We start from the raw sequence: 18267 nt of genomic DNA on the forward strand, positions 1-18267 counted from the left end.
GCTCTCTGGCTCACTGATAACCCTGTGGGAGCGGGTTTACCCGCGAATGCCTCAGCGCGACAGTGGCAGGCTGGTGGTGGACTTGATCTCCGACAGCGCCACGATCGAGTTCACTTCCTGTATCCCCGGCACGTTCGACAGTTTTTCAAAGAAGAACCGTTCATAAGCCTCGATATCCGGGGTGACGATGCGCAACAGAAAGTCCACCGACCCCATCAGCACATAACACTCCAGCACCTCCGGAAACCCGCGGATTGCGTCGGTGAACTCGGTGAAGTTGGAGCGCCCGTGGGCGTTCAGTTTCACCTCGGCGAATATCTGCGTGTTCAGGCCGACCTTCTTGCGGTCCAGCAAGGTCACCTGCCCGCGAATCACCCCCTCCTCCTTCAACCGCTGGATACGCCGCCAGCACGGCGATTGCGACAGCCCCACGCGTTCGGCGATCTGCGCGCTGGACAGCGAAGCGTCCTCCTGCAGCAGTTCGAGGATACGGCGGTCGTAGGCGTCCAGATCGCTGTGCATCAATAATTCTCCAGAACAGCACTTCATGAATAGAACAATTCGCCAATACAGCGAAATGATCAAATCATAGCGAAAAAATACCGCCGCCAACGTGCAAGAATTTCTCCCACATTTGCGGAGACCAGCATGAACGCACAGCCCCGTACCGACGCCTGGGCCGCCAGCAGCGCCCACAGCACCGTGCACTATCGCCTGCAGGCCGAGGCCGAGCCTGACAGCCTGTGCCGAGTGCTCAACCTGTTTGCCCTGCAGTTCCTTACCCCGCACAGCGTGCAGGTCAGCCAGCAGGATGACTGGCTGGATATCGAGGTCGGCATCGGCGGCCTGAGCTGGCACCGGGCCGAGGTGATTGCGCAGAAACTGCGTAACCTGGTGTGTGTGGGTGAGGTGAGCCTGAGCAACCTGCAGCGGGTGGAGCTGGCGCTTGTGTAAGCATTTACCGGCCCTATCGCCGGCAAGCCGGCTCCCACAGGTACAGCGCAATCTTCGAGCCTGTGGTGATCCTGTGGGAGCTGGCTTGCCGGCGATAGGGCCAGTACAGGCACAGTAAATTCCCGAAACTTTTCACTTCCGTTAACCTTCCGCCGTCCGGCTAGCCTTGATCAGCACTCCCCTATCAGGCACGGACGCCAACCATGCACACACCCGACAACCCGGCACTCGACCTCAAGCACCTGCTCCAGGCCCTGCTCGCCGACCAGCACCTGCACGCCAACGACACCCTCCAGGTACTCGAGCACGCCGCCGCTCACCCCACCGCCCACCCGCTGGAACAGATCGCCGCCTGCGCCCTGGAAGACCGCCGACACCCTGGCCAGCCCCTGGACCTGGACCGCCTCTGCCAATGGCTGGCCAACAAGGTCGGCCAGCCCTACCTGCGCATCGACCCGCTGCAACTGGACCTGCCCCAGGTCACCGGCCTGATATCCCCGGCCTTCGCCCAGCGCCACGGCATCCTTATCGTCGCCGCCGACGCCTCCAGCGTCACCGTCGCCAGCGCCCAGCCCTACCAGGACGACTGGCTGGCCGACCTCACTCGCAGCCTGGGCCGGCCGATCCGTCGCGTGCTGGCCAACCCGCAGCAGGTCCGCCAGGCAGGGCAGTCGTTCCACCGCCTGGCCCAATCGGTAAAGGGCGCGCAACACCAGCAGTCAGCCAGCCTGGGCGAACTCGAACAGCTGCTGGAGCTGGGCAAGCGCCAGGCCGAGGCCAGTGCGGACGACGCGCACATCGTGCATATCGTCGACTGGCTGCTGCAGTACGCCATCGAGCAACGCGCCAGCGATATCCACCTGGAACCACGCCGCGAGCAGGGCCAGCTGCGCTACCGCATCGACGGCCTGCTGCACAACGTCTATGCCTTCCCCGCCGGGGTGACCCTGGCGCTGGTCAGCCGCCTGAAACACCTGGGGCGCATGGACGTCGCGGAAAAGCGCCGGCCGCAGGATGGCCGGCTGCAAAGCCGCCTGCCTGGCGGCGGCGAGGTGGAACTGCGGCTGTCGACCTTGCCGACCCCGTTCGGCGAAAAACTGGTGCTGCGCCTGTTCGACCCGCAACAGTTGCAAGAAGGCTTCGACCGGCTGGGCCTGGATGGGCCACAGCTGGACCAGTGGCAAGGCCTGCTGCGCCAGCGCCAAGGCATCATCCTGGTCACCGGCCCCACCGGGTCCGGCAAGACCAGCACGCTGTACGCCAGCCTCAAGCTGCTGGCCACGCCGCAGGTCAACCTGTGCACCATCGAGGACCCGATCGAGCGCCTGGATCCCACCTTCAACCAGCTGCAGGTGCAGCCCGCCCTGGACCTGGGTTTCGCCAACGGTGTGCGGGCCATGCTGCGCCAGGACCCGGACATCATCATGATCGGCGAAATCCGTGACCGCGAGACAGCCCTGGTGGCGGTGCAGGCAGCCCTGACCGGGCACCTGGTGCTGTCGACCCTGCATACCAACGACGCCTGTGGCGCGATCACCCGCCTGCAGGAACTGGGTGTGGCCGACTACCTGATCAAGGCAACGCTGGTGGGGGTAATGGCCCAGCGGTTGGTGCGCACACTGTGCGCGGATTGCCGGGGTGGTGCAGCGCTGCCCGAAGGCCAGCCGTGCCGTACCTGTCGTGGCACGGGGTTCCATGGCCGCACAGGGTTGTTCGAGCTGCTGGTGCCCAGCGACAGCCTGCGCGCCCTGATAGGCCCGGGCAGCGATCTGGCCAGTTTGCGGCGCCAGGCCGTGGCCGATGGCTTGCTCGATCTGCGCCGCTGCGGCGAAGCCAAGGTAGCCTGCGGGCACACCCGCCAAGAGGAAGTGCTACGGGCCTGTTCCTGAGCAAAAATCCTTTGTATTCAAGGAACTTGCCCCCCTGTGGCAGGATCAAACCGCGCATCTTCAACCCTCACCCTTCGAGGTGTTTCAACATGCGTTTCAAAACCGCCATCGCTGCCGCTGCCTTGCTTTCGCTGCCTATCGGCTCGGCCATGGCCGATACCTTCTGGCGTAACGTGATGACTACCGGTGCTACCACGGCATCGAGCTACCTGACCTCCGGGGATCACAAGCTGGTGATGGCGGCGCAGGATGACGCCGGCAGCTTCGTGGCCAGCGAAGGCGCGATCCGCGGGCCGTTCCTTGAAGCGGCGATTCGTCAGGCCCGCGCGGAAAACCCGGGGATGCAGGCTTCTGACATGGAACTGGCCAATGCCATCTTGGCCAAGAATGCGGTAGCCGAGTAACCGCGTCGCCTGCTTCGCGGGTGAACCCGCTCCCACAGGTACTGCACAGTATTCAAAACTTGTACAAGCCCTGTGGGAGCGGGTTTACCCGCGAAGAGGCCGGCACAGGCAAACCACAATTAGCGGTAAGCCTCCACCGGCACACAAGCACAGAACAAATTCCTGTCCCCATACACATTGTCGACCCGGTTCACCGCTGGCCAGTACTTGTGCTGGCGCACATGAGCACTGGGCGCCACCGCCTGTTCCAGGCTGTAGGGCCTGTCCCACACCGCCAGCACATCGGCCAGGGTATGCGGCGCATGCTTGAGCGGATTGTTCTCCGCCGGCCAGTTGCCCTCCTGCACTTCGCCAATTTCCGCCCGAATCGCCAACATCGCCTCGACGAAGCGGTCCAGTTCGGCCTTCGACTCACTCTCGGTCGGCTCGACCATCAGCGTGCCCGGCACCGGGAACGACATGGTCGGCGCGTGGAAGCCATAATCCATCAGGCGCTTGGCCACGTCCTCTTCGCTGATGCCGGTCAGCGCCTTCAGCGGCCGCAGGTCGAGGATGCACTCATGCGCCACCCGCTGGTTGCGCCCGCGGTAGAGCACCGGGAAGGCGCCACCTAGCTGGCTGGCCAGGTAATTGGCCGAGAGGATCGCCACCTCGCTGGCATCGGCCAGCTGCGGCCCCATCATGGCTATGTACATCCAGCTGATCGGCAGGATGCTCGCACTGCCCCAGGGCGCCGCACTGACCGCGCTGTTGTTCGGGTCCAGGCCGGGTACCGGCACCACCGGGTGGCTGGCGACGAACGGCTTGAGGTGCGCGCGAATGCCGATCGGGCCCATGCCCGGCCCGCCACCACCGTGGGGAATGCAGAAGGTCTTGTGCAGGTTCATGTGTGAAACGTCGGCGCCGATATCCGCCGGCCGCGCCAGGCCCACCTGGGCATTGAGGTTGGCGCCATCCATGTACACCTGGCCACCGTGCTGGTGGACCACTTCGCAGATTTCGCGAATCCCCTCTTCATACACGCCGTGGGTCGACGGGTAAGTGATCATCAGGCACGACAACCGATCCCCGGCCGAGTGGGCCTTGGCCTTGAGGTCGGCCAGGTCGACGTTGCCATCGTCGTCGCAATCGACGATCACCACCTCCATGCCGGCCATTTGCGCCGACGCCGGGTTGGTGCCGTGGGCCGACGACGGGATCAGGCACAGCGTGCGTTGCGGCTGGTGGCGGCTACGGTGGTAGCGGGTAATGGCCATCAGGCCGGCGTACTCGCCCTGGGCACCGGAGTTGGGCTGCATGCAGATGGCATCGAAGCCGGTAATGGCGCACAGCCAGCTTTCCAGTTCGTCGATCATCGCCTTGTAGCCGGTTGCCTGGGCCGCCGGGGCAAACGGATGCAGCTGGGCAAAACCAGGCCAGGTGATGGGGATCATCTCGCTGGTGGCGTTGAGCTTCATGGTGCACGAACCCAGCGGGATCATCGACTGGTTCAGCGCCAGGTCCTTGTTCTCGAGCTGCTTGAGGTAGCGCAGCATCTCGGTTTCGCTGTGGTGCAGGTTGAACACCGGGTGGGCGAGGAACGGCGTGCGCCGCACCAGGCTGGCGGGGATGCCTTCGGGCAGGGCCAGCTGGTCGAGTGCGGCTATATCCAGGCCGTGGTCCACCCCCAGGAAGATGTCGAACAGGCGCAGCACTGTCTGCTCCGAGCAGGTCTCATCCAGGCTCACGCCCAGGTGCCCGCGGCCGAGGATGCGCAAGTTGATCTGCGCGGCTTCGGCGCTTTCGATGATGGCCGCCTGGGCACCGCCGACGTCCAGGGTGAGGGTGTCGAAGAAGTGCTGGTTGAGGCGCTTGATGCCCTTGGCCTCGAGGCCGGCGGCCAGGATGAAGGTCAGCCGGTGCACGCGCTGGGCAATGCGCTGCAGGCCTTCCGGGCCGTGGTACACCGCGTAGAAGCCGGCAATGTTGGCCAGCAGCACCTGGGCCGTGCAGATGTTGGAGTTGGCCTTCTCGCGGCGGATATGCTGCTCGCGGGTCTGCAGGGCCATGCGCAACGCGGTGTTGCCACGGGCATCGCGCGACACGCCGATGATGCGCCCCGGCATGGCTCGCTTGTAGTCATCGCGGCAGGCGAAATAGGCCGCGTGGGGGCCGCCATAGCCCATCGGTACGCCAAAGCGCTGGGTCGAGCCCAGCACCACATCGGCACCCAGCTCCCCAGGCGGTGCCAGCACCACCAGGCTGAGCAGGTCGGCGGCTACGCAGGCCAGGGCATGCTGGCTGTGCAAATGGTCGATTTGCGGGCGCAGGTCGCGCACCTCGCCGTGGGTATCCGGGTACTGCAGCAAGGCCCCGAAAACCGCGTGTTTGCCAAGGTTATCCACAGAGTCGACGATCAGCTCGAAGCCGAAGCCCTCGGCACGGGTCTTGAGTACCGACAGGGTCTGCGGGTGACAGTGCTCGTCGGCGAAGAAGGCATTGCTCTTGTTGCGCGCCACCCGCTTGGCCAGGGCCATGGCCTCGGCGGCGGCGGTGGCTTCGTCGAGCAGCGAGGCATTGGCCAGGGCCAGCCCGGTGAGGTCGATGACCATCTGCTGGAAGTTCAGCAGCGCCTCCAGCCGGCCTTGGGCAATCTCGGGCTGATAAGGCGTGTAGGCGGTGTACCAGCCCGGGTTTTCCAGCACGTTGCGCAGGATGACCGTGGGGGTGATGGTGCCGTGGTAGCCCATGCCGATCAGGCTGGTCCAGACCTGGTTCTGCCCGGCGTAACCGGCGAGCTTGGCCAGGGCGGCCTGTTCGTCCAGTGCCGGCGGCAGGTCGAGGGGGCGATTGAGGCGGATGTCTGGCGGTACGGTCTGCTCGATCAGCTCACTGCGGCTGGCGACACCCAGCGCATTGAGCATGGCCTGCTGCTCCGTGGCATCCGGGCCCAGGTGGCGACGCAGGAATGGGTTGAGCTCTTGCAGTTGATGCAGGGATGGCGACTGGGACATGACGACGCTCTCTTCCTGGAACAGCTCTCATGGAGACTTACAAGTCTAGGAAGGGATTGCCGATTCTGCGGGGAAAGTTGCTCGCAGGCCCGGCCTCTTCGCGGCTAAAGCCGCTCCCACAGGGACCGCACAGGTATCAGACGCTGTGCAGTCCCTGTGGGAGCGGCTTTAGCCGCGAAGAAGGCAACGCGGTCTTACTCGCCGATAGCGGCTGCGTAACCAGCAGCATCCAGCAGCTTGTCCAGCTCGGCCGGGTTGCTTGGCTTCAGCTTGAAGATCCACGACTCGTAAGGTTCTTCGTTGAGCAGCTCAGGGCTGTCAGCCAGCTCTTCGTTGACCGCGATCACTTCGCCACCGACCGGGGCATAGATGTCCGAAGCGGCCTTGACCGACTCGACCACACCGGCCGCGTCGCCAGCGGCGAATACCTTGCCGACTTCAGCCAGCTCGACGAACACCACGTCACCCAGGGCTTCCTGGGCGTGGTCGCTGATACCCACGGTCACGGTGCCGTCGGCTTCCAGGCGAGCCCACTCGTGGCTTTCGGCAAAACGCAGGTCGGCGGGGATATTGCTCATGTCTTGAATTCCTCGATTGGCTCAGCGGTACGCCCGCCGGTTAAAAATTGTTCAGATCAGGATCTTGCCGTGGCGCACGAAGGTCGGTTTGACCACCCGCACCGGGTACCACTTGCCGCGGATTTCCACCTCGGCCCGGTCGCCGGTGGCCATGGGCACGCGTGCAAGGGCAATGGACTTGCTCAGCGTAGGCGAGAAACTACCACTGGTGATCTCCCCTTCGCCAATCCCGGCTACACGCACCACCTGGTGGGCACGCAGCACGCCGCGCTCTTCCAGCACCAGGCCGACCAGTTTTTCCTGCACGCCGTGCTCGATTTCCGCCAGCAGCCCGGCGCGGCCGATGAAGTCGCGCTCGGCCGGCTCCCAGGCGATGCTCCAGCCCAGGTTGGAGGTAAGCGGGGTGTGGGTTTCGTCGATGTCCTGGCCGTACAGGTTCATGCCGGCTTCCAGGCGCAGGGTATCGCGGGCACCAAGGCCGCTAGGGGCTATACCGGCACCGACCAGGTCGTTGAAGAAAGCCACGGCCTGCTCGCCCGGGAGGATGATCTCCAGGCCGTCTTCACCGGTATAACCGGTGCGGGCAATGAACCAGTCGCCTTCGGCAACGCCTTCGAACGGGCGCAACTCGCGGATCAGCGCGGCACGCGCGGAGCTGAGCAGGGCCGCAACCTTATCTCGGGCATGCGGGCCCTGGATGGCAAGGATGGCAAGGTCTGGGCGGACCTTGAAGTCCACGGCAAAACCGTCACGCTGCAGCTGCAGCCAGTCGAGCACCTTGGCGCGAGTGGCGGCGTTGGTGACCAGACGATAGCCATCTTCCGTGCGGTAGACGATCAGGTCATCGATCACCCCGCCCTGCGCCTGCAGCAGCGGGCTGTAAAGCGCCTTGCCGGTGTCGTCGAGGCGGGCCACGTCGTTGGCCAGCAGACGCTGCAACCAGGCAGTGGCGTCGCTACCATCGACATCGATCACGGTCATGTGAGAAACATCGAACACCCCGCAATCGCTGCGCACCTGATGGTGCTCCTCGACCTGCGAGCCATAGTGCAGGGGCATGTCCCAGCCACCGAAATCGACCGTCTTGGCGCCAAGCGCCAGGTGCAGGTCATACAAAAGCGTGCGCTGTCCCATGGGTTTCTCCTTCCGGGCGTGGCGAAGCGGCGGCGGTCGATGACGTCGGGTCGTCAGCTCTTCTTGTGTAGGACCCGCCGCGCGAATGCCGCGCATTGTAGCCGCAAGGGCGCGGGCTGGCACCCTCAGTGACTGTGACCGGGTCGACGTGCCGAACGGCGGATCAGGCCGATGACCGGCAGCAGGCCCACCAGCACCAGAGTCAGTGCCGGCAACGATGCACGCGCCCACTCACCCTCGCTGGTCATCTCGAACACCCTTACCGCCAAGGTGTCCCAGCCGAACGGGCGCATCAGCAAGGTGGCCGGCATTTCCTTGAGCACGTCGACGAAAACCAGCAGGGCGGCGCTGAGCGCGCCCGGCACCAGCAGCGGCAGATACACCTTGAAAAACAATCCCGCGCCACCGACGCCCAGGCTGCGGGATGCCTCGGGCAGTGACGGGCGGATACGCTCCAGGCTGCTCTCCAGCGGCCCGTAGGCCACCGCGATGAAGCGCACCAGGTAGGCCAGCAGCAATGCGGCCAGGCTGCCCAGCAGCAGCGGCTTGCCGGCACCGCCCAGCCAGCTGGACAGCGGGATGACCAGGTGGTTGTCGAGGTAACTGAAGGCCAGCATGATCGACACCGCCAGCACCGAGCCGGGCAAGGCATAGCCCAGGTTGGCCAGGCCTACCCCGGCGCGGATACCGCCCGTCGGCGCCTGGCGCCGGGCAAAGGCCAGCAGCAACGCCACACACACCGTGACCAGCGCCGCCATGCCGCCCAGGTACAGGGTGTGCAGCACCAGGCCGACATAGCGCTCGTCCAGGTCATGCCGGCCGCGCTGCCAGAACCACGCCAGCAGTTGCAGCAACGGGATGACGAAGGCGCAGGCGAACACCAGCAGGCACCAGCCACTGGCCAGCAACGCCTTGAACCCGCGCAGGTGATACAGCGCCTGCCCGCGCGGCCGCTCGTTGCCGCTGCGGCTGGCCCCCCTGGCACGGCGCTCGCCATACAGCACCAGCATCACCGCCAGCAGCAACAGGCTGGCCAGCTGGGCCGCGCTGGACAGGCTGAAGAAGCCGTACCAGGTCTTGTAGATGGCCGTGGTGAAGGTGTCGAAGTTGAACACCGCCACCGCGCCGAAGTCGGCCAGGGTTTCCATCAGGGCCAGGGCAATACCGGCGCCGATCGCGGGCCGTGCCATGGGCAGGGCCACACGCCAGAACGCTTGCAGCGGGGACAACCCCAGCACCCGCGCCGCTTCCATCAGGCCCTTGCCCTGGGCCAGGAATGCGCTGCGCGCCAGCAGGTAGACATAGGGGTAGAACACCAGCACCAGGACGACGATCACCCCGCCGGTGGAGCGCACCCGCGGCAAGCGCATCGGCCCGAACACCTCGCGCAGGGCGCTCTGCACCGGGCCGGCGAAGTCCAGCAGGCCAACGAAGACGAACGCCAGCACATAGGCCGGGATGGCGAAAGGTAGCATCAGCGCCCAGTCCAGCCAGCGCCGGCCAGGGAACTCGCAGAGGCTGGTCAGCCAGGCCAGGCTGACGCCCAGCACGGTGACGCCGATGCCCACACCCACCACCAGCGTCAGGGTATTGCCCAGCAGGCGAGTCATCTGGGTGTCGAGCAGGTGCGACCAGATCTGCAGGTCGATCGACTGCCAGGACAGCAGCAGGACGCTCAGGGGCAGGAGCACCAGGGCGGCGACCAGGGTGACCGGGAGGTACCAGCGGCGTTGGGGGGTGTGGGGCAAGGCTTGATTCTCGATTGCGATGGCGACCGCTGCGCGGTCGTTCGCGGGTGAACCCGCTCCCACAGGATCTGCACTGCCTTTGAGGGTTGTGCGGTCCCTGTGGGAGCGGGTTTACCCGCGAAAGGGCCCTTGCAGGCCCCGGAAGGATAAAGCCTGGCGCTTAGTTCCAGCCAGCCCGATCCATCAAGCGAATCGCTTCAGCCTGGCGCTTGCCGGCGATTTCCACCGGAATGCTGTCAGCCTTGAAGCTGCCCCACGCTGCCACTTCTTCCGATGGTTTGACCTTCGGGTTGGCCGGGAACTCCTGGTTGATGTCGGCGAACAGCTTCTGCGCCTCTTCACCGGTCATCCATTCCACCAGCTTCTTCGCCGCCTCCGGGTGTGGCGCATGCTTGGTCAGGCCGATGCCCGACAGGTTCACGTGCACGCCACGGTCACCCTGGTTGGGCCAGAAGATCTTCACCGGCAGTTTCGGGTTCTGGTTGTGCAGGCGACCGTAGTAATAGGTGTTGACCACGCCCACGTCGCACTGGCCGGCCTCGATGGCCTGGATCACTGCGTTGTCGTCGGAGAACACGTCGGTGGACAGGTTGTTGACCCAGCCTTTGACGATCTGCTCGGTCTTCGCCTCGCCGTGGGTCTCGATCAGGGTGGCGGTCAGCGACTGGTTGTACACCTTCTTCGCCGTGCGCAGGCACAGGCGGCCTTCCCACTGCTTGTCGGCCAGGGCTTCGTAGGTGCTCAGCTCCTGCGGCTTGACCCGCTCGGTGGAGTAGATGATGGTGCGGGCGCGCAGGCTCAGGCCGGTCCAGTCGTGGGACGAGGCGCGGTACTGCGACGGGATGTTCTGGTCGATGATGTCGGACTTGATCGGCTGCAGGATGCCCATCTGCTCGGCCTGCCACAGGTTGCCGGCATCGACGGTCAGCAGCAGGTCGGCCACGCCGTTTTCGCCCTCGGCCTTGATGCGCTGCATCAGCGGGGCTTCCTTGTCGGTGATGAACTTGATCTTGACCCCGGTCTTGGCGGTATAAGCATCGAACACCGGCTTGATCAGCTCGTCGATGCGCGAGGAGTACACCACCACTTCGTCCGCTGCGTGGGCGGTGCCGCCGAACAGGGTCAGGGCCAGGGCGGCCAGTAGGGGCTTGCGTGGCAACATGGAAAGCACTCCTCGGATCGTATGAGAGGCGCAAATGGTAGTGAATCCCATTTTCCGACTCATCTACATAGGCGTTACCGGATGTTGCAGAGGGGCTGCTGCGCAGCCCATCGCCGGCAAGCCAGCTCCCACAGGTACTGCACAGGGCTTGAGGTCGATGCGGTCGAGGTGGGAGCTGGCTTGCCGGCGAAAGGGCCGCAAAGCGGCCCCGACAATCTCAAGCCTTGGCGAGATCCGGCAGATCACCGCTCAAACCCAGCGCCTGCCGCACGAACAGCGCCTTGGCCTCCGGCATCTGCTCCACCAGCTTCAACCCGCTGTTACGCAACCAGCGCAACGGCAACGGGTTGGCCTGGAACAACCGCTCGAACCCTTCCATCGCCGCCATCAGCGCCAGGTTGTGCGGCATGCGCCGTCGCTCGTAACGGCTCAGCACCTTCACATCCGCCAGCCGCTCGCCACGCTCGCAGGCGTTGACCAGCACCTCGGCCAGCACCGCAGCATCGAGGAAGCCCAGGTTCACGCCCTGCCCGGCCAGCGGGTGAATGGTGTGCGCGGCATCGCCGATCAATGCCAGGCCTTCATCCACATAGCGCTTGGCGTGGCGCTGGCGCAGCGGCACGCACACCCGCGGGTCGGCCTGCAGCACATCACCCAGGCGCCCCTCGAAAGCCCGCTCCAGGGCCTTCAGGAAGGCCGCTTCATCCAGCGCCATCAACTGCTCGGCATGCTCCGGGGTGGTCGACCACACGATCGAGCACCAGTCCTGCTGGCCATCGCGGGTCAACGGCAGGAACGCCAATGGCCCTTCATCGGTGAAGCGCTGCCAAGCCGTGGCCTGGTGCCCGGCGCTGCAACGCACGCTGGTGACGATGGCATGGTGCAGGTAATCCCACTCGCGGGTTTCGCAGCCGGCCAGGCGCCGCACTGCCGAGTTGGCACCGTCGGCCGCGATCACCAGCGGCGCACGCAGCTGGCGGCCATCGGCGAGGGTCAGCAGCCACTCGTCGCCGGAGCGGCGCAGCTGTTCGAGCCGCGCATTGGGCAGCAGGCCGATGTCGCTGTCATGCAGGCGCTCCAGCAGGCCGTCCTGCACCACCCGGTTCTCGACGATGTGGCCGAGCACCTGGGCATGCACGCTGGCCGCCGAGAAGTGAATCTGCCCGGTGCCGCTGCCATCCCACACATGCATGTCCGAGTATGGCGTGGCACGCCGCCGGGCAATGCCATCCCAGGCGCCAAGGCGCTCGAGAATGCGCTGGCTGGCTGCCGACAGCGCGCTGACACGCGGCTCGAACGGGGCCTGGGTATCGAACGGCTTGACCGTCAGCGGGCCGCCGTCGAGCAAGAGGATTTGCAAGCCACTGTGGCGCAAGGCCAGGGCCAGGGCGCTGCCGACCATACCGGCACCGACAATCAACAGATCTGCGCGCATTTCCATGCCTTACGCCAGCCTCGCTTGCGGCTTGAGCCGCACATATAGGGTTTTATCGACCCGCGCCACCAGCTCGCCGGCGCCGTCGCGGATATCGACCTGCAAACGCGGCAGGCACTTCTTGCCGGTGGCGGTCTGCTGGCGGATTTCGTCCAGCAGCTTGTCATCGACGTGGAGTTCGGCATACACCGGGCCTTTGCCCGGCGAAATGAAATCGATGCTGGCGGCCTTGTCCCAGACGATGTAGTCACGCCCCAGCTGCTCGATCAACAGCAGCATGTAGAACGGGTCGACCATGCCGTACAGGCTGCCGCCGCACTGGGTGCCGACGTAGTTGCGGTTCCAGCGGGTCAGTTTCATCGCCACCTTGACGCTGCGCAGGTCCGGGCTGATGTGCTGCACGCGGATACCAGCACCGAGGTGCGGCGGGAACAGGTTAAGCCGCCAGCGCAACAGGCACGCCCGGCGCGCCAGCCTGCGCGCGTCGTCCCTCATGCCTGACCTCGCGGATCGGGGCGGGTGCCCAGGCCCATGGCCTGGCGGGCGAACCAGCTTTTTGCCGGGGGCAGCAGGTCGAGCCCGAGCAGGCCAAGGTTGCGCCCGGCGGCCAGCAACGGCTGGCTACTGCCAAACAGGCGGGTGACCTGGTCGGAAAAACCGATGGTCATGGCCTGGTCCAGGCGCTGACGCTGGTGGTAGCCCTGCAACGTGGTCAGGTCGCCAGGCTGCTGCGGCCCGGCCAGCAGCGCCTCGGCCAGCGCCTGCACGTCACGCAGCGACAGGTTGAAGCCCTGGCCGGCAATGGGGTGCAGGCTGTGCGCGGCGTTGCCCAGCACCACCAGATGCGGCCGCACCTGCTCCTGGGCCTCGATCAGCGACAGCGGGTAGAGGTGCCGCGCGCCGACCTGGCGCAAGGCGCCCAGGCGATAGCCGAACACGCCCTGCAGCTCGCGCAGGAAACTGCGCTCGTCGATGTCGGCCAGGCGTCGCGCGTCCATGCCCTGGCGGGTCCAGACCAGCGCGCAGCGGTTATCCGGCAGCGGCAGCAGGGCCATGGGGCCTTCTTCGGTGAAACGCTCGAAGGCCTGGCCACCGTGGGCCTCGCCCGGGGTGATATTGGCGATCAACGCGCTCTGTTGGTAGGGCGTGTGGCGCACATGGATGCCCAGCTGTTCGCGCAGGCCGGAGCGGCCACCGTCGGCCAGTACCGCCAGGTCGCACTCCAGCTGGGTGTCGTCGTTCAGCAGCAGGCGGTAGCCACCTTCGATGGCCTGCATCGCGGTCACCTCCGCCGGGCAGCGCCAGCTCACCACCTCGCTGTCCAGCCCTTGCCACAGGCACTGGCCCAGCCAGGCGTTTTCCACCACGTAGCCAAGCGCCGGCACGCCCTCTTCCAAGGCATCCAGGCGGGTGGCACCGAAGCGGCCGCGGTCGGATACGTGAATTTGCCGGATCGGCTCGGCGCGATGGCCGATGGCCTGCCACAGGCCCAGCTGCTGGTAGATCTGCTGGGTACCGAACGACAGTGCCGACGAACGTGCGTCGTAGCTGGGCTGGAAGCTGTCACCGGGGGCGAACGGCTCGATCAGCAGGATCTTCCAGCCTCGCGCCTTGGCCCCCGCCTGCAGGGCCAGGGCCAGGCTCGCGCCCACCAGGCCGCCACCGATGATCGCCAGGTTTACCCGATTCATGCCGCGTCCTTGCGGGCGGCCTGCATCAGCGCCTCGATCTCGGCGACCGTGCGCGGCACGCCCGAAGTCAGGATTTCACAACCTTGCCTGGTCACTACCACGTCGTCCTCGATCCTTACACCAATGCCGCGCCATTTCTTGGCCACGGCCTGATTGTCGGCGCCTATGTAGATGCCCGGTTCGACGGTCAGCGCCATGCCGGGTTCAAGCACCCGCCACTCACCGCCCACCTTGTACTCGCCCACATCGTGCACATCCATGCCCAGCCAGTGCCCGGCGCGGTGCATGTAGAAGGCACGATAGGCCTCGCTGTCGATCAGCGCCTGCACCTCGCCCGTCAGCAGGCCCAGTTCCACCAGGCCCTCGGTGATGACCCGCACGGTCGCCTCATGGGCGTGGTTCCAGTGCTTGCCGGGGGCGATTTCGGCAAACGCCGCGGCCTGGGCCTTGAGCACCAGCTCGTAGATGGCCTTCTGCTCCGGCGAAAAGCGCCCGCTGACCGGGAAGGTACGGGTGATGTCGCTGGCGTAGCAGTCGATCTCGCAGCCGGCGTCGATCAGCACCAGGTCGCCATCCTTGAGCGGGGCGTCGTTCTGCTGATAGTGCAGGATGCAGCCATTGCGCCCGGCCGCAACGATAGAGCCGTAGGCCGGCATCTTCGCCCCGCCCTTGCGGAACTCGTAGTCCAGCTCGGCTTCCAGGCTGTATTCGTGCAACCCGGCCCGGCAGGCCTGCATGGCCCGCACGTGAGCCCGCGCCGAGATGTCTGCGGCAGCGCGCATCACCTTCACTTCCGCTGCCGATTTATACAGGCGCATGTCGTGCAGCAGATGATCCAGCGCAACGAACTCGTTCGGCGGCTGGGCGCCCAGGCGGGCCTTGGAGCGGATCACGTTGATCCAGTCCATCAGCCGGCGGTCGAATTCGGGGTTGCTGCCCATGGCGCTGTACACCCGCTCACGGCCTTCGATCAGGCCCGGCAGGATCTCGTCGATGTCGGTGATGGGGAAGGCATCGTCTGCGCCAAAATCGCGCACCGCACCTTCCTGGCCGGCCCGCAGACCATCCCACAGTTCGCGCTCGGGGTTGCGTTCACGGCAGAACAGCACGTATTCGCCATGCTCGCGCCCCGGGATCAGCGCAATCACCGCCTCCGGCTCGGGGAAACCGCTGAGGTACTGGAAGTCGCTGTCCTGGCGGTAAACGTGCTCGACGTCGCGGTTGCGGATGGCAACCGCGGCGGCGGGCAGGATGGCGATGCTGTTGGGGACCATCTGCGCCATCAGCGCCTTGCGCCGACGGGCATACTCGGCCTTGGGAATGTGGCTCATGGGCAGACTACCCCCGGTTGATCAGTGCAGCGATGGCTTGGGTGCGGGGGCGGCCGGCTTGGCCAGCTCGGAGAACAGCAGCAACGGCGCCACGCGCAGGTATTCCATGACTTCCATGTAGTCGCTCTCGCCGTCCTCGGACTCCTCGAGGGCTTCCTGGACCTGGGAAATGGCCACCAGGTCCTGCAGCACTTCCTTGGCCTCGTCGGACAGGTCCTTGCCACCGGCATTCAGGCCGAAACCGGTGATGAAGCCTTGGCACCACTGGCCCAGCGCGGTGGCGCGGTCGCTCAGGGCGGCGTCGTCGGAAGGCAGCAGCAGGACGATGGCCATGTCGTCGCTGGTCAGCTCGCCCTTGACCATTTCCTGCAGGCCGACCAGGGCGTTGCGCACGGTGTCACCGGGCTCGGTTTCCAGCAGCTGGGCGGCATCGGCCAGCCAGCCGTCGGCGTCGAAGCCGGCACCGGCGCAGCTGCGGCCGATCAGCAGGCCGTGCAGTTCGGCCGGGGTGACAGGATGACCATTGCTGGACAGCAGCATGGCGAAGGCGATGTAGGGCGATTGGGTATTGGGCATGGGCAGCTAGGCGCCAGACGGCGCAATGACTAGAATGGAGACCTTGTATCCTAGCACCGGCAGGCGCGCCAAGACCATCGGCACTGGCCGTCGCCGCCCAGGGAGAGGCATCATCGCCAGGTGACTCAACGACGGAGCGAATCGAGTGCAACCCACGCAAGAGAACGACCTGCAGGCACTGATGAGCCGATTCGAGTTGCTGATCGAACGTGTCGAGCAACTAAAACGGCAAAATGCACTCCTAGTAGCTCAGGAAAAATCCTGGCGCGAAGAGCGCGCCCACCTCATCGAAAAGAACGAGATCGCCAAGCGCAAGGTCGAGTCGATGATTTTACGCCTCAAGGCTCTGGAGCAAGACTCATGAGTTCAAGCAATAGCGTCACCGTGCAGATCCTCGACAAGGAATATTCGATCATCTGCCCGCCGGAAGAGCGCAACAACCTGGTCAGCGCCGCGCGCTACCTGGACGGCAAGATGCGCGAGATCCGCAGCAGCGGCAAGGTGATCGGCGCCGACCGCATTGCGGTCATGGCAGCGTTGAACATCACCCACGAAATGCTGCACCGCCAGGAAGACCGCAACGATGCCCCGGCAGGCGGCACCACCCGCGAACAGGTGCGCGACCTGCTGGAACGGGTCGACCAGGCACTGTCCGACGACGCGGATACCAAAATCGGCTGAGATTGGTATACTGGCGCCACTCCCTGGGGGATGCGCCAGTCGGTTATGTCCCTGAGCCGATACGCACAACCACGGGGGTTGCACGCTGGGGCCGGTGTGCATGTCCGCCCGACGGAAAGCCTTAACGCCCCCTGCAATCTCCACCTTGAACTTTCGGGTTCAAGGGCTACACCGATAGCGGTCTTATCGGGGAGCCTGAATTCTCTTGCCCGCCCCTTCCGGCGGGCAATTCGTTTTGGCCGACCACGTCGGCCAGCACCTGGGATCGCCCGTGCCATGACCGACACCGCGCAGCTCACCCGCCCCCAGCTCCGTCGCCTGCTCCGCAACGCCCGCCGCGCCCTTACCCCTGCCCAGCAACGCCAGGCCGCCCTTGGCCTGTACCGCCAGCTGGCGCAGCACCCGCTGTTCCGACGCGCCCGGCATATTGCCCTGTACCTGCCCAACGACGGCGAGATCGACCCTTACCTGCTGCTGCGCGAAGCCCAGCGCCGCGGCAAGCGCACCTACCTGCCGGTGCTGCACGCCTGGCCGCGAACGCGCATGGTGTTCCAGCGCTTCGAGCAGGGCGAGAAGCTCAAGCCCAACCGCTTTCGCATTCCCGAGCCGGTCACCGAGCGCAAGCGCCAGCGCCCGATCTGGTCGCTGGACCTGATCCTGCTACCGTTGGTCGGTTTCGACGAAGTGGGCGGTCGCCTGGGAATGGGCGGTGGTTTCTATGATCGCAGCCTGGCCTACCAGGCACGTCGCCAGACCTGGAAAAAACCATTGCTGTTGGGGCTGGCACATGAATGCCAGAAGGTCGAGCGGCTGGCTCAGGCCAGTTGGGATGTACCGCTGCAGGGGACGGTCTCGGACCGTGGCTGGTACCTGGCGCCGCGTTGAGCGGCGCCGGCAGGGGCATCAACGTTGCGGCTGGCTGGCGTCGACCGGCATCTGATAGGCGTTGTCCAGCTTGCGCTCCCAGATCCCTTGCGCATAACCGGTCGTGACCACACCCAGGCCGAAAATGAACACCAGGATCCACAGCAGATCCGGCTTGTTACGTTGATTCATCGAAGATTGCCCCCCAGGCAAACTGTTCAGGCTCGGCAATTTTCTGGGTATCGCCGGAGCATCGCACTTTAAACGGGGCGCATTTTCCGACAACCTGCGTCTGCACGCAAACCTTGACGCCAACCGACTGTCGGTTTCATGCAACAGGTTATTTCAAACCTTTTCAGGAGCAGCACCCATGGCCTACTGGCTGATGAAATCCGAGCCCGACGAGCTCTCCATCGAAGCCCTCGGCCGCCTCGGCGAAGCGCGCTGGGACGGCGTGCGCAACTACCAGGCGCGCAATTTCCTGCGGGCCATGAGCGTTGGCGACGAGTTCTTCTTCTATCACTCCAGCTGCCCGCAGCCGGGCATCGCCGGCATTGCCAGGATCACCCGCGCTGCCTACCCCGACCCGACCGCGCTGGACCCGCAAAGCCACTACTACGATGCCAAGGCCACGGCCGACAAGAACCCGTGGAGCGCGGTGGATGTGGCCCATGTGCAAACCCTGCCACGGGTGCTGGAGCTGGGCTGGCTGAAACAGCAGACAGGCCTGGCCGAACTGCCGCTGGTTCAGAAGGGCAGCCGCCTGTCGGTGATGCCGGTGACGCCAGAGCAATGGGCGGTGATTGTCGCTTTGCGTTGAAACTGCG

19 protein-coding genes and 1 other RNA gene are annotated in these 18267 nt (G+C 65.3%); 8 read left to right on the plus strand and 12 right to left on the minus strand.

Going from position 1 to position 18267, the window contains the following annotated elements; genetic code table 11:
* Nucleotides 1-51 precede the first annotated feature (51 nt).
* Nucleotides 52-522 carry an Lrp/AsnC family transcriptional regulator gene (locus ABX298_RS09510; protein ID WP_039612284.1) on the minus strand — a complete coding sequence of 157 codons (471 nt, stop codon included), beginning with the start codon at nt 520-522 and terminating at the stop codon, nt 52-54.
* Nucleotides 523-648: 126 nt separating this feature from the next.
* On the opposite strand from ABX298_RS09510, the gene ABX298_RS09515 reads away from it, so the two are divergent.
* The 3 genes from ABX298_RS09515 to ABX298_RS09525 all read left to right on the plus strand — a co-directional run bounded on the left by ABX298_RS09515 (nt 649) and on the right by ABX298_RS09525 (nt 3247).
* Entirely contained in the window at nt 649-954 is a 306-nt protein-coding gene (locus ABX298_RS09515; RefSeq protein WP_286100740.1) for a hypothetical protein, read from the plus strand.
* Nucleotides 955-1157: 203 nt separating this feature from the next.
* Entirely contained in the window at nt 1158-2843 is a 1686-nt protein-coding gene (locus ABX298_RS09520) for a GspE/PulE family protein (RefSeq protein WP_367394343.1), read from the plus strand.
* Between the two features lie 89 nt (nt 2844-2932).
* The gene (locus tag ABX298_RS09525) at nt 2933-3247 is read left to right on the plus strand and encodes a DUF2388 domain-containing protein (protein WP_003259356.1); all 315 of its coding nucleotides are present in this window, start codon (nt 2933-2935) and stop codon (nt 3245-3247) included.
* Between the two features lie 119 nt (nt 3248-3366).
* Here the strand turns inward: ABX298_RS09525 and gcvP are convergent, their stop codons facing one another.
* The 10 genes from gcvP to ABX298_RS09575 form a co-directional block, all read right to left on the minus strand.
* Complete coding sequence (gene gcvP, locus ABX298_RS09530) at nt 3367-6240, minus strand: aminomethyl-transferring glycine dehydrogenase (protein ID WP_075046706.1); 2874 nt, start codon at nt 6238-6240, stop codon at nt 3367-3369.
* Between the two features lie 194 nt (nt 6241-6434).
* Complete coding sequence (gene gcvH / locus ABX298_RS09535) at nt 6435-6818, minus strand: glycine cleavage system protein GcvH (protein ID WP_274078263.1); 384 nt, start codon at nt 6816-6818, stop codon at nt 6435-6437.
* A gap of 51 nt (nt 6819-6869) precedes the next feature.
* Nucleotides 6870-7952 (minus strand): glycine cleavage system aminomethyltransferase GcvT, encoded by a 1083-nt coding sequence (gene gcvT / locus ABX298_RS09540; RefSeq protein ID WP_085664307.1) that lies wholly within the window; start codon nt 7950-7952, stop codon nt 6870-6872.
* A 125-nt stretch (nt 7953-8077) separates the two neighbouring features.
* Nucleotides 8078-9700, minus strand: coding sequence for an iron ABC transporter permease (locus tag ABX298_RS09545; protein ID WP_075046708.1), 1623 nt, complete (start codon nt 9698-9700; stop codon nt 8078-8080).
* 160 nt (nt 9701-9860) lie between these two features.
* Nucleotides 9861-10862, minus strand: coding sequence for an extracellular solute-binding protein (locus ABX298_RS09550; RefSeq protein ID WP_085615884.1), 1002 nt, complete (start codon nt 10860-10862; stop codon nt 9861-9863).
* Between the two features lie 217 nt (nt 10863-11079).
* Nucleotides 11080-12297, minus strand: coding sequence for a 2-octaprenyl-3-methyl-6-methoxy-1,4-benzoquinol hydroxylase (locus tag ABX298_RS09555; protein ID WP_367394344.1), 1218 nt, complete (start codon nt 12295-12297; stop codon nt 11080-11082).
* Nucleotides 12298-12306: 9 nt separating this feature from the next.
* A complete protein-coding gene (locus ABX298_RS09560) occupies nt 12307-12792 on the minus strand; it encodes a DUF4442 domain-containing protein (protein ID WP_075046711.1) in 486 nt (161 codons plus the stop codon).
* On the minus strand, nt 12789-13988 hold the full coding sequence (gene ubiH / locus ABX298_RS09565; RefSeq protein WP_025341051.1) for a 2-octaprenyl-6-methoxyphenyl hydroxylase: 1200 nt from the start codon (nt 13986-13988) through the stop codon (nt 12789-12791). The genes ABX298_RS09560 and ubiH overlap by 4 nt, the downstream gene beginning before the upstream one ends.
* Nucleotides 13985-15319 carry a Xaa-Pro aminopeptidase gene (gene pepP / locus ABX298_RS09570; protein ID WP_025341052.1) on the minus strand — a complete coding sequence of 445 codons (1335 nt, stop codon included), beginning with the start codon at nt 15317-15319 and terminating at the stop codon, nt 13985-13987. Before pepP ends, ubiH begins: the two co-directional genes overlap by 4 nt.
* Before the next feature lie 21 nt (nt 15320-15340).
* The gene (locus ABX298_RS09575) at nt 15341-15895 is read right to left on the minus strand and encodes a YecA family protein (protein WP_003259367.1); all 555 of its coding nucleotides are present in this window, start codon (nt 15893-15895) and stop codon (nt 15341-15343) included.
* A gap of 181 nt (nt 15896-16076) precedes the next feature.
* On the opposite strand from ABX298_RS09575, the gene ABX298_RS09580 reads away from it, so the two are divergent.
* The 4 genes from ABX298_RS09580 (at nt 16077) to ABX298_RS09595 (ending at nt 17461) form a co-directional block, all read left to right on the plus strand.
* On the plus strand, nt 16077-16259 hold the full coding sequence (locus tag ABX298_RS09580; RefSeq protein WP_029886233.1) for a TIGR02449 family protein: 183 nt from the start codon (nt 16077-16079) through the stop codon (nt 16257-16259).
* The gene (locus tag ABX298_RS09585) at nt 16256-16576 is read left to right on the plus strand and encodes a cell division protein ZapA (RefSeq protein ID WP_003259368.1); all 321 of its coding nucleotides are present in this window, start codon (nt 16256-16258) and stop codon (nt 16574-16576) included. Before ABX298_RS09580 ends, ABX298_RS09585 begins: the two co-directional genes overlap by 4 nt.
* A 17-nt stretch (nt 16577-16593) precedes the next feature.
* A non-coding RNA gene (ssrS, locus tag ABX298_RS09590) (6S RNA) lies at nt 16594-16773 on the plus strand.
* 79 nt (nt 16774-16852) lie between these two features.
* Nucleotides 16853-17461 (plus strand): 5-formyltetrahydrofolate cyclo-ligase, encoded by a 609-nt coding sequence (locus ABX298_RS09595; RefSeq protein WP_003259369.1) that lies wholly within the window; start codon nt 16853-16855, stop codon nt 17459-17461.
* Between the two features lie 18 nt (nt 17462-17479).
* On the opposite strand, the gene ABX298_RS09600 is transcribed toward ABX298_RS09595, so the two are convergent.
* Nucleotides 17480-17632, minus strand: coding sequence for a hypothetical protein (locus ABX298_RS09600; RefSeq protein ID WP_013974724.1), 153 nt, complete (start codon nt 17630-17632; stop codon nt 17480-17482).
* 178 nt (nt 17633-17810) lie between these two features.
* On the opposite strand from ABX298_RS09600, the gene ABX298_RS09605 reads away from it, so the two are divergent.
* Nucleotides 17811-18260, plus strand: coding sequence for an EVE domain-containing protein (locus ABX298_RS09605; protein WP_075046713.1), 450 nt, complete (start codon nt 17811-17813; stop codon nt 18258-18260).
* Nucleotides 18261-18267 lie beyond the last annotated feature (7 nt).

This window comes from Pseudomonas sp. X4, from assembly GCF_040784925.1.
GTDB lineage: Bacteria > Pseudomonadota > Gammaproteobacteria > Pseudomonadales > Pseudomonadaceae > Aquipseudomonas > Aquipseudomonas putida_Z.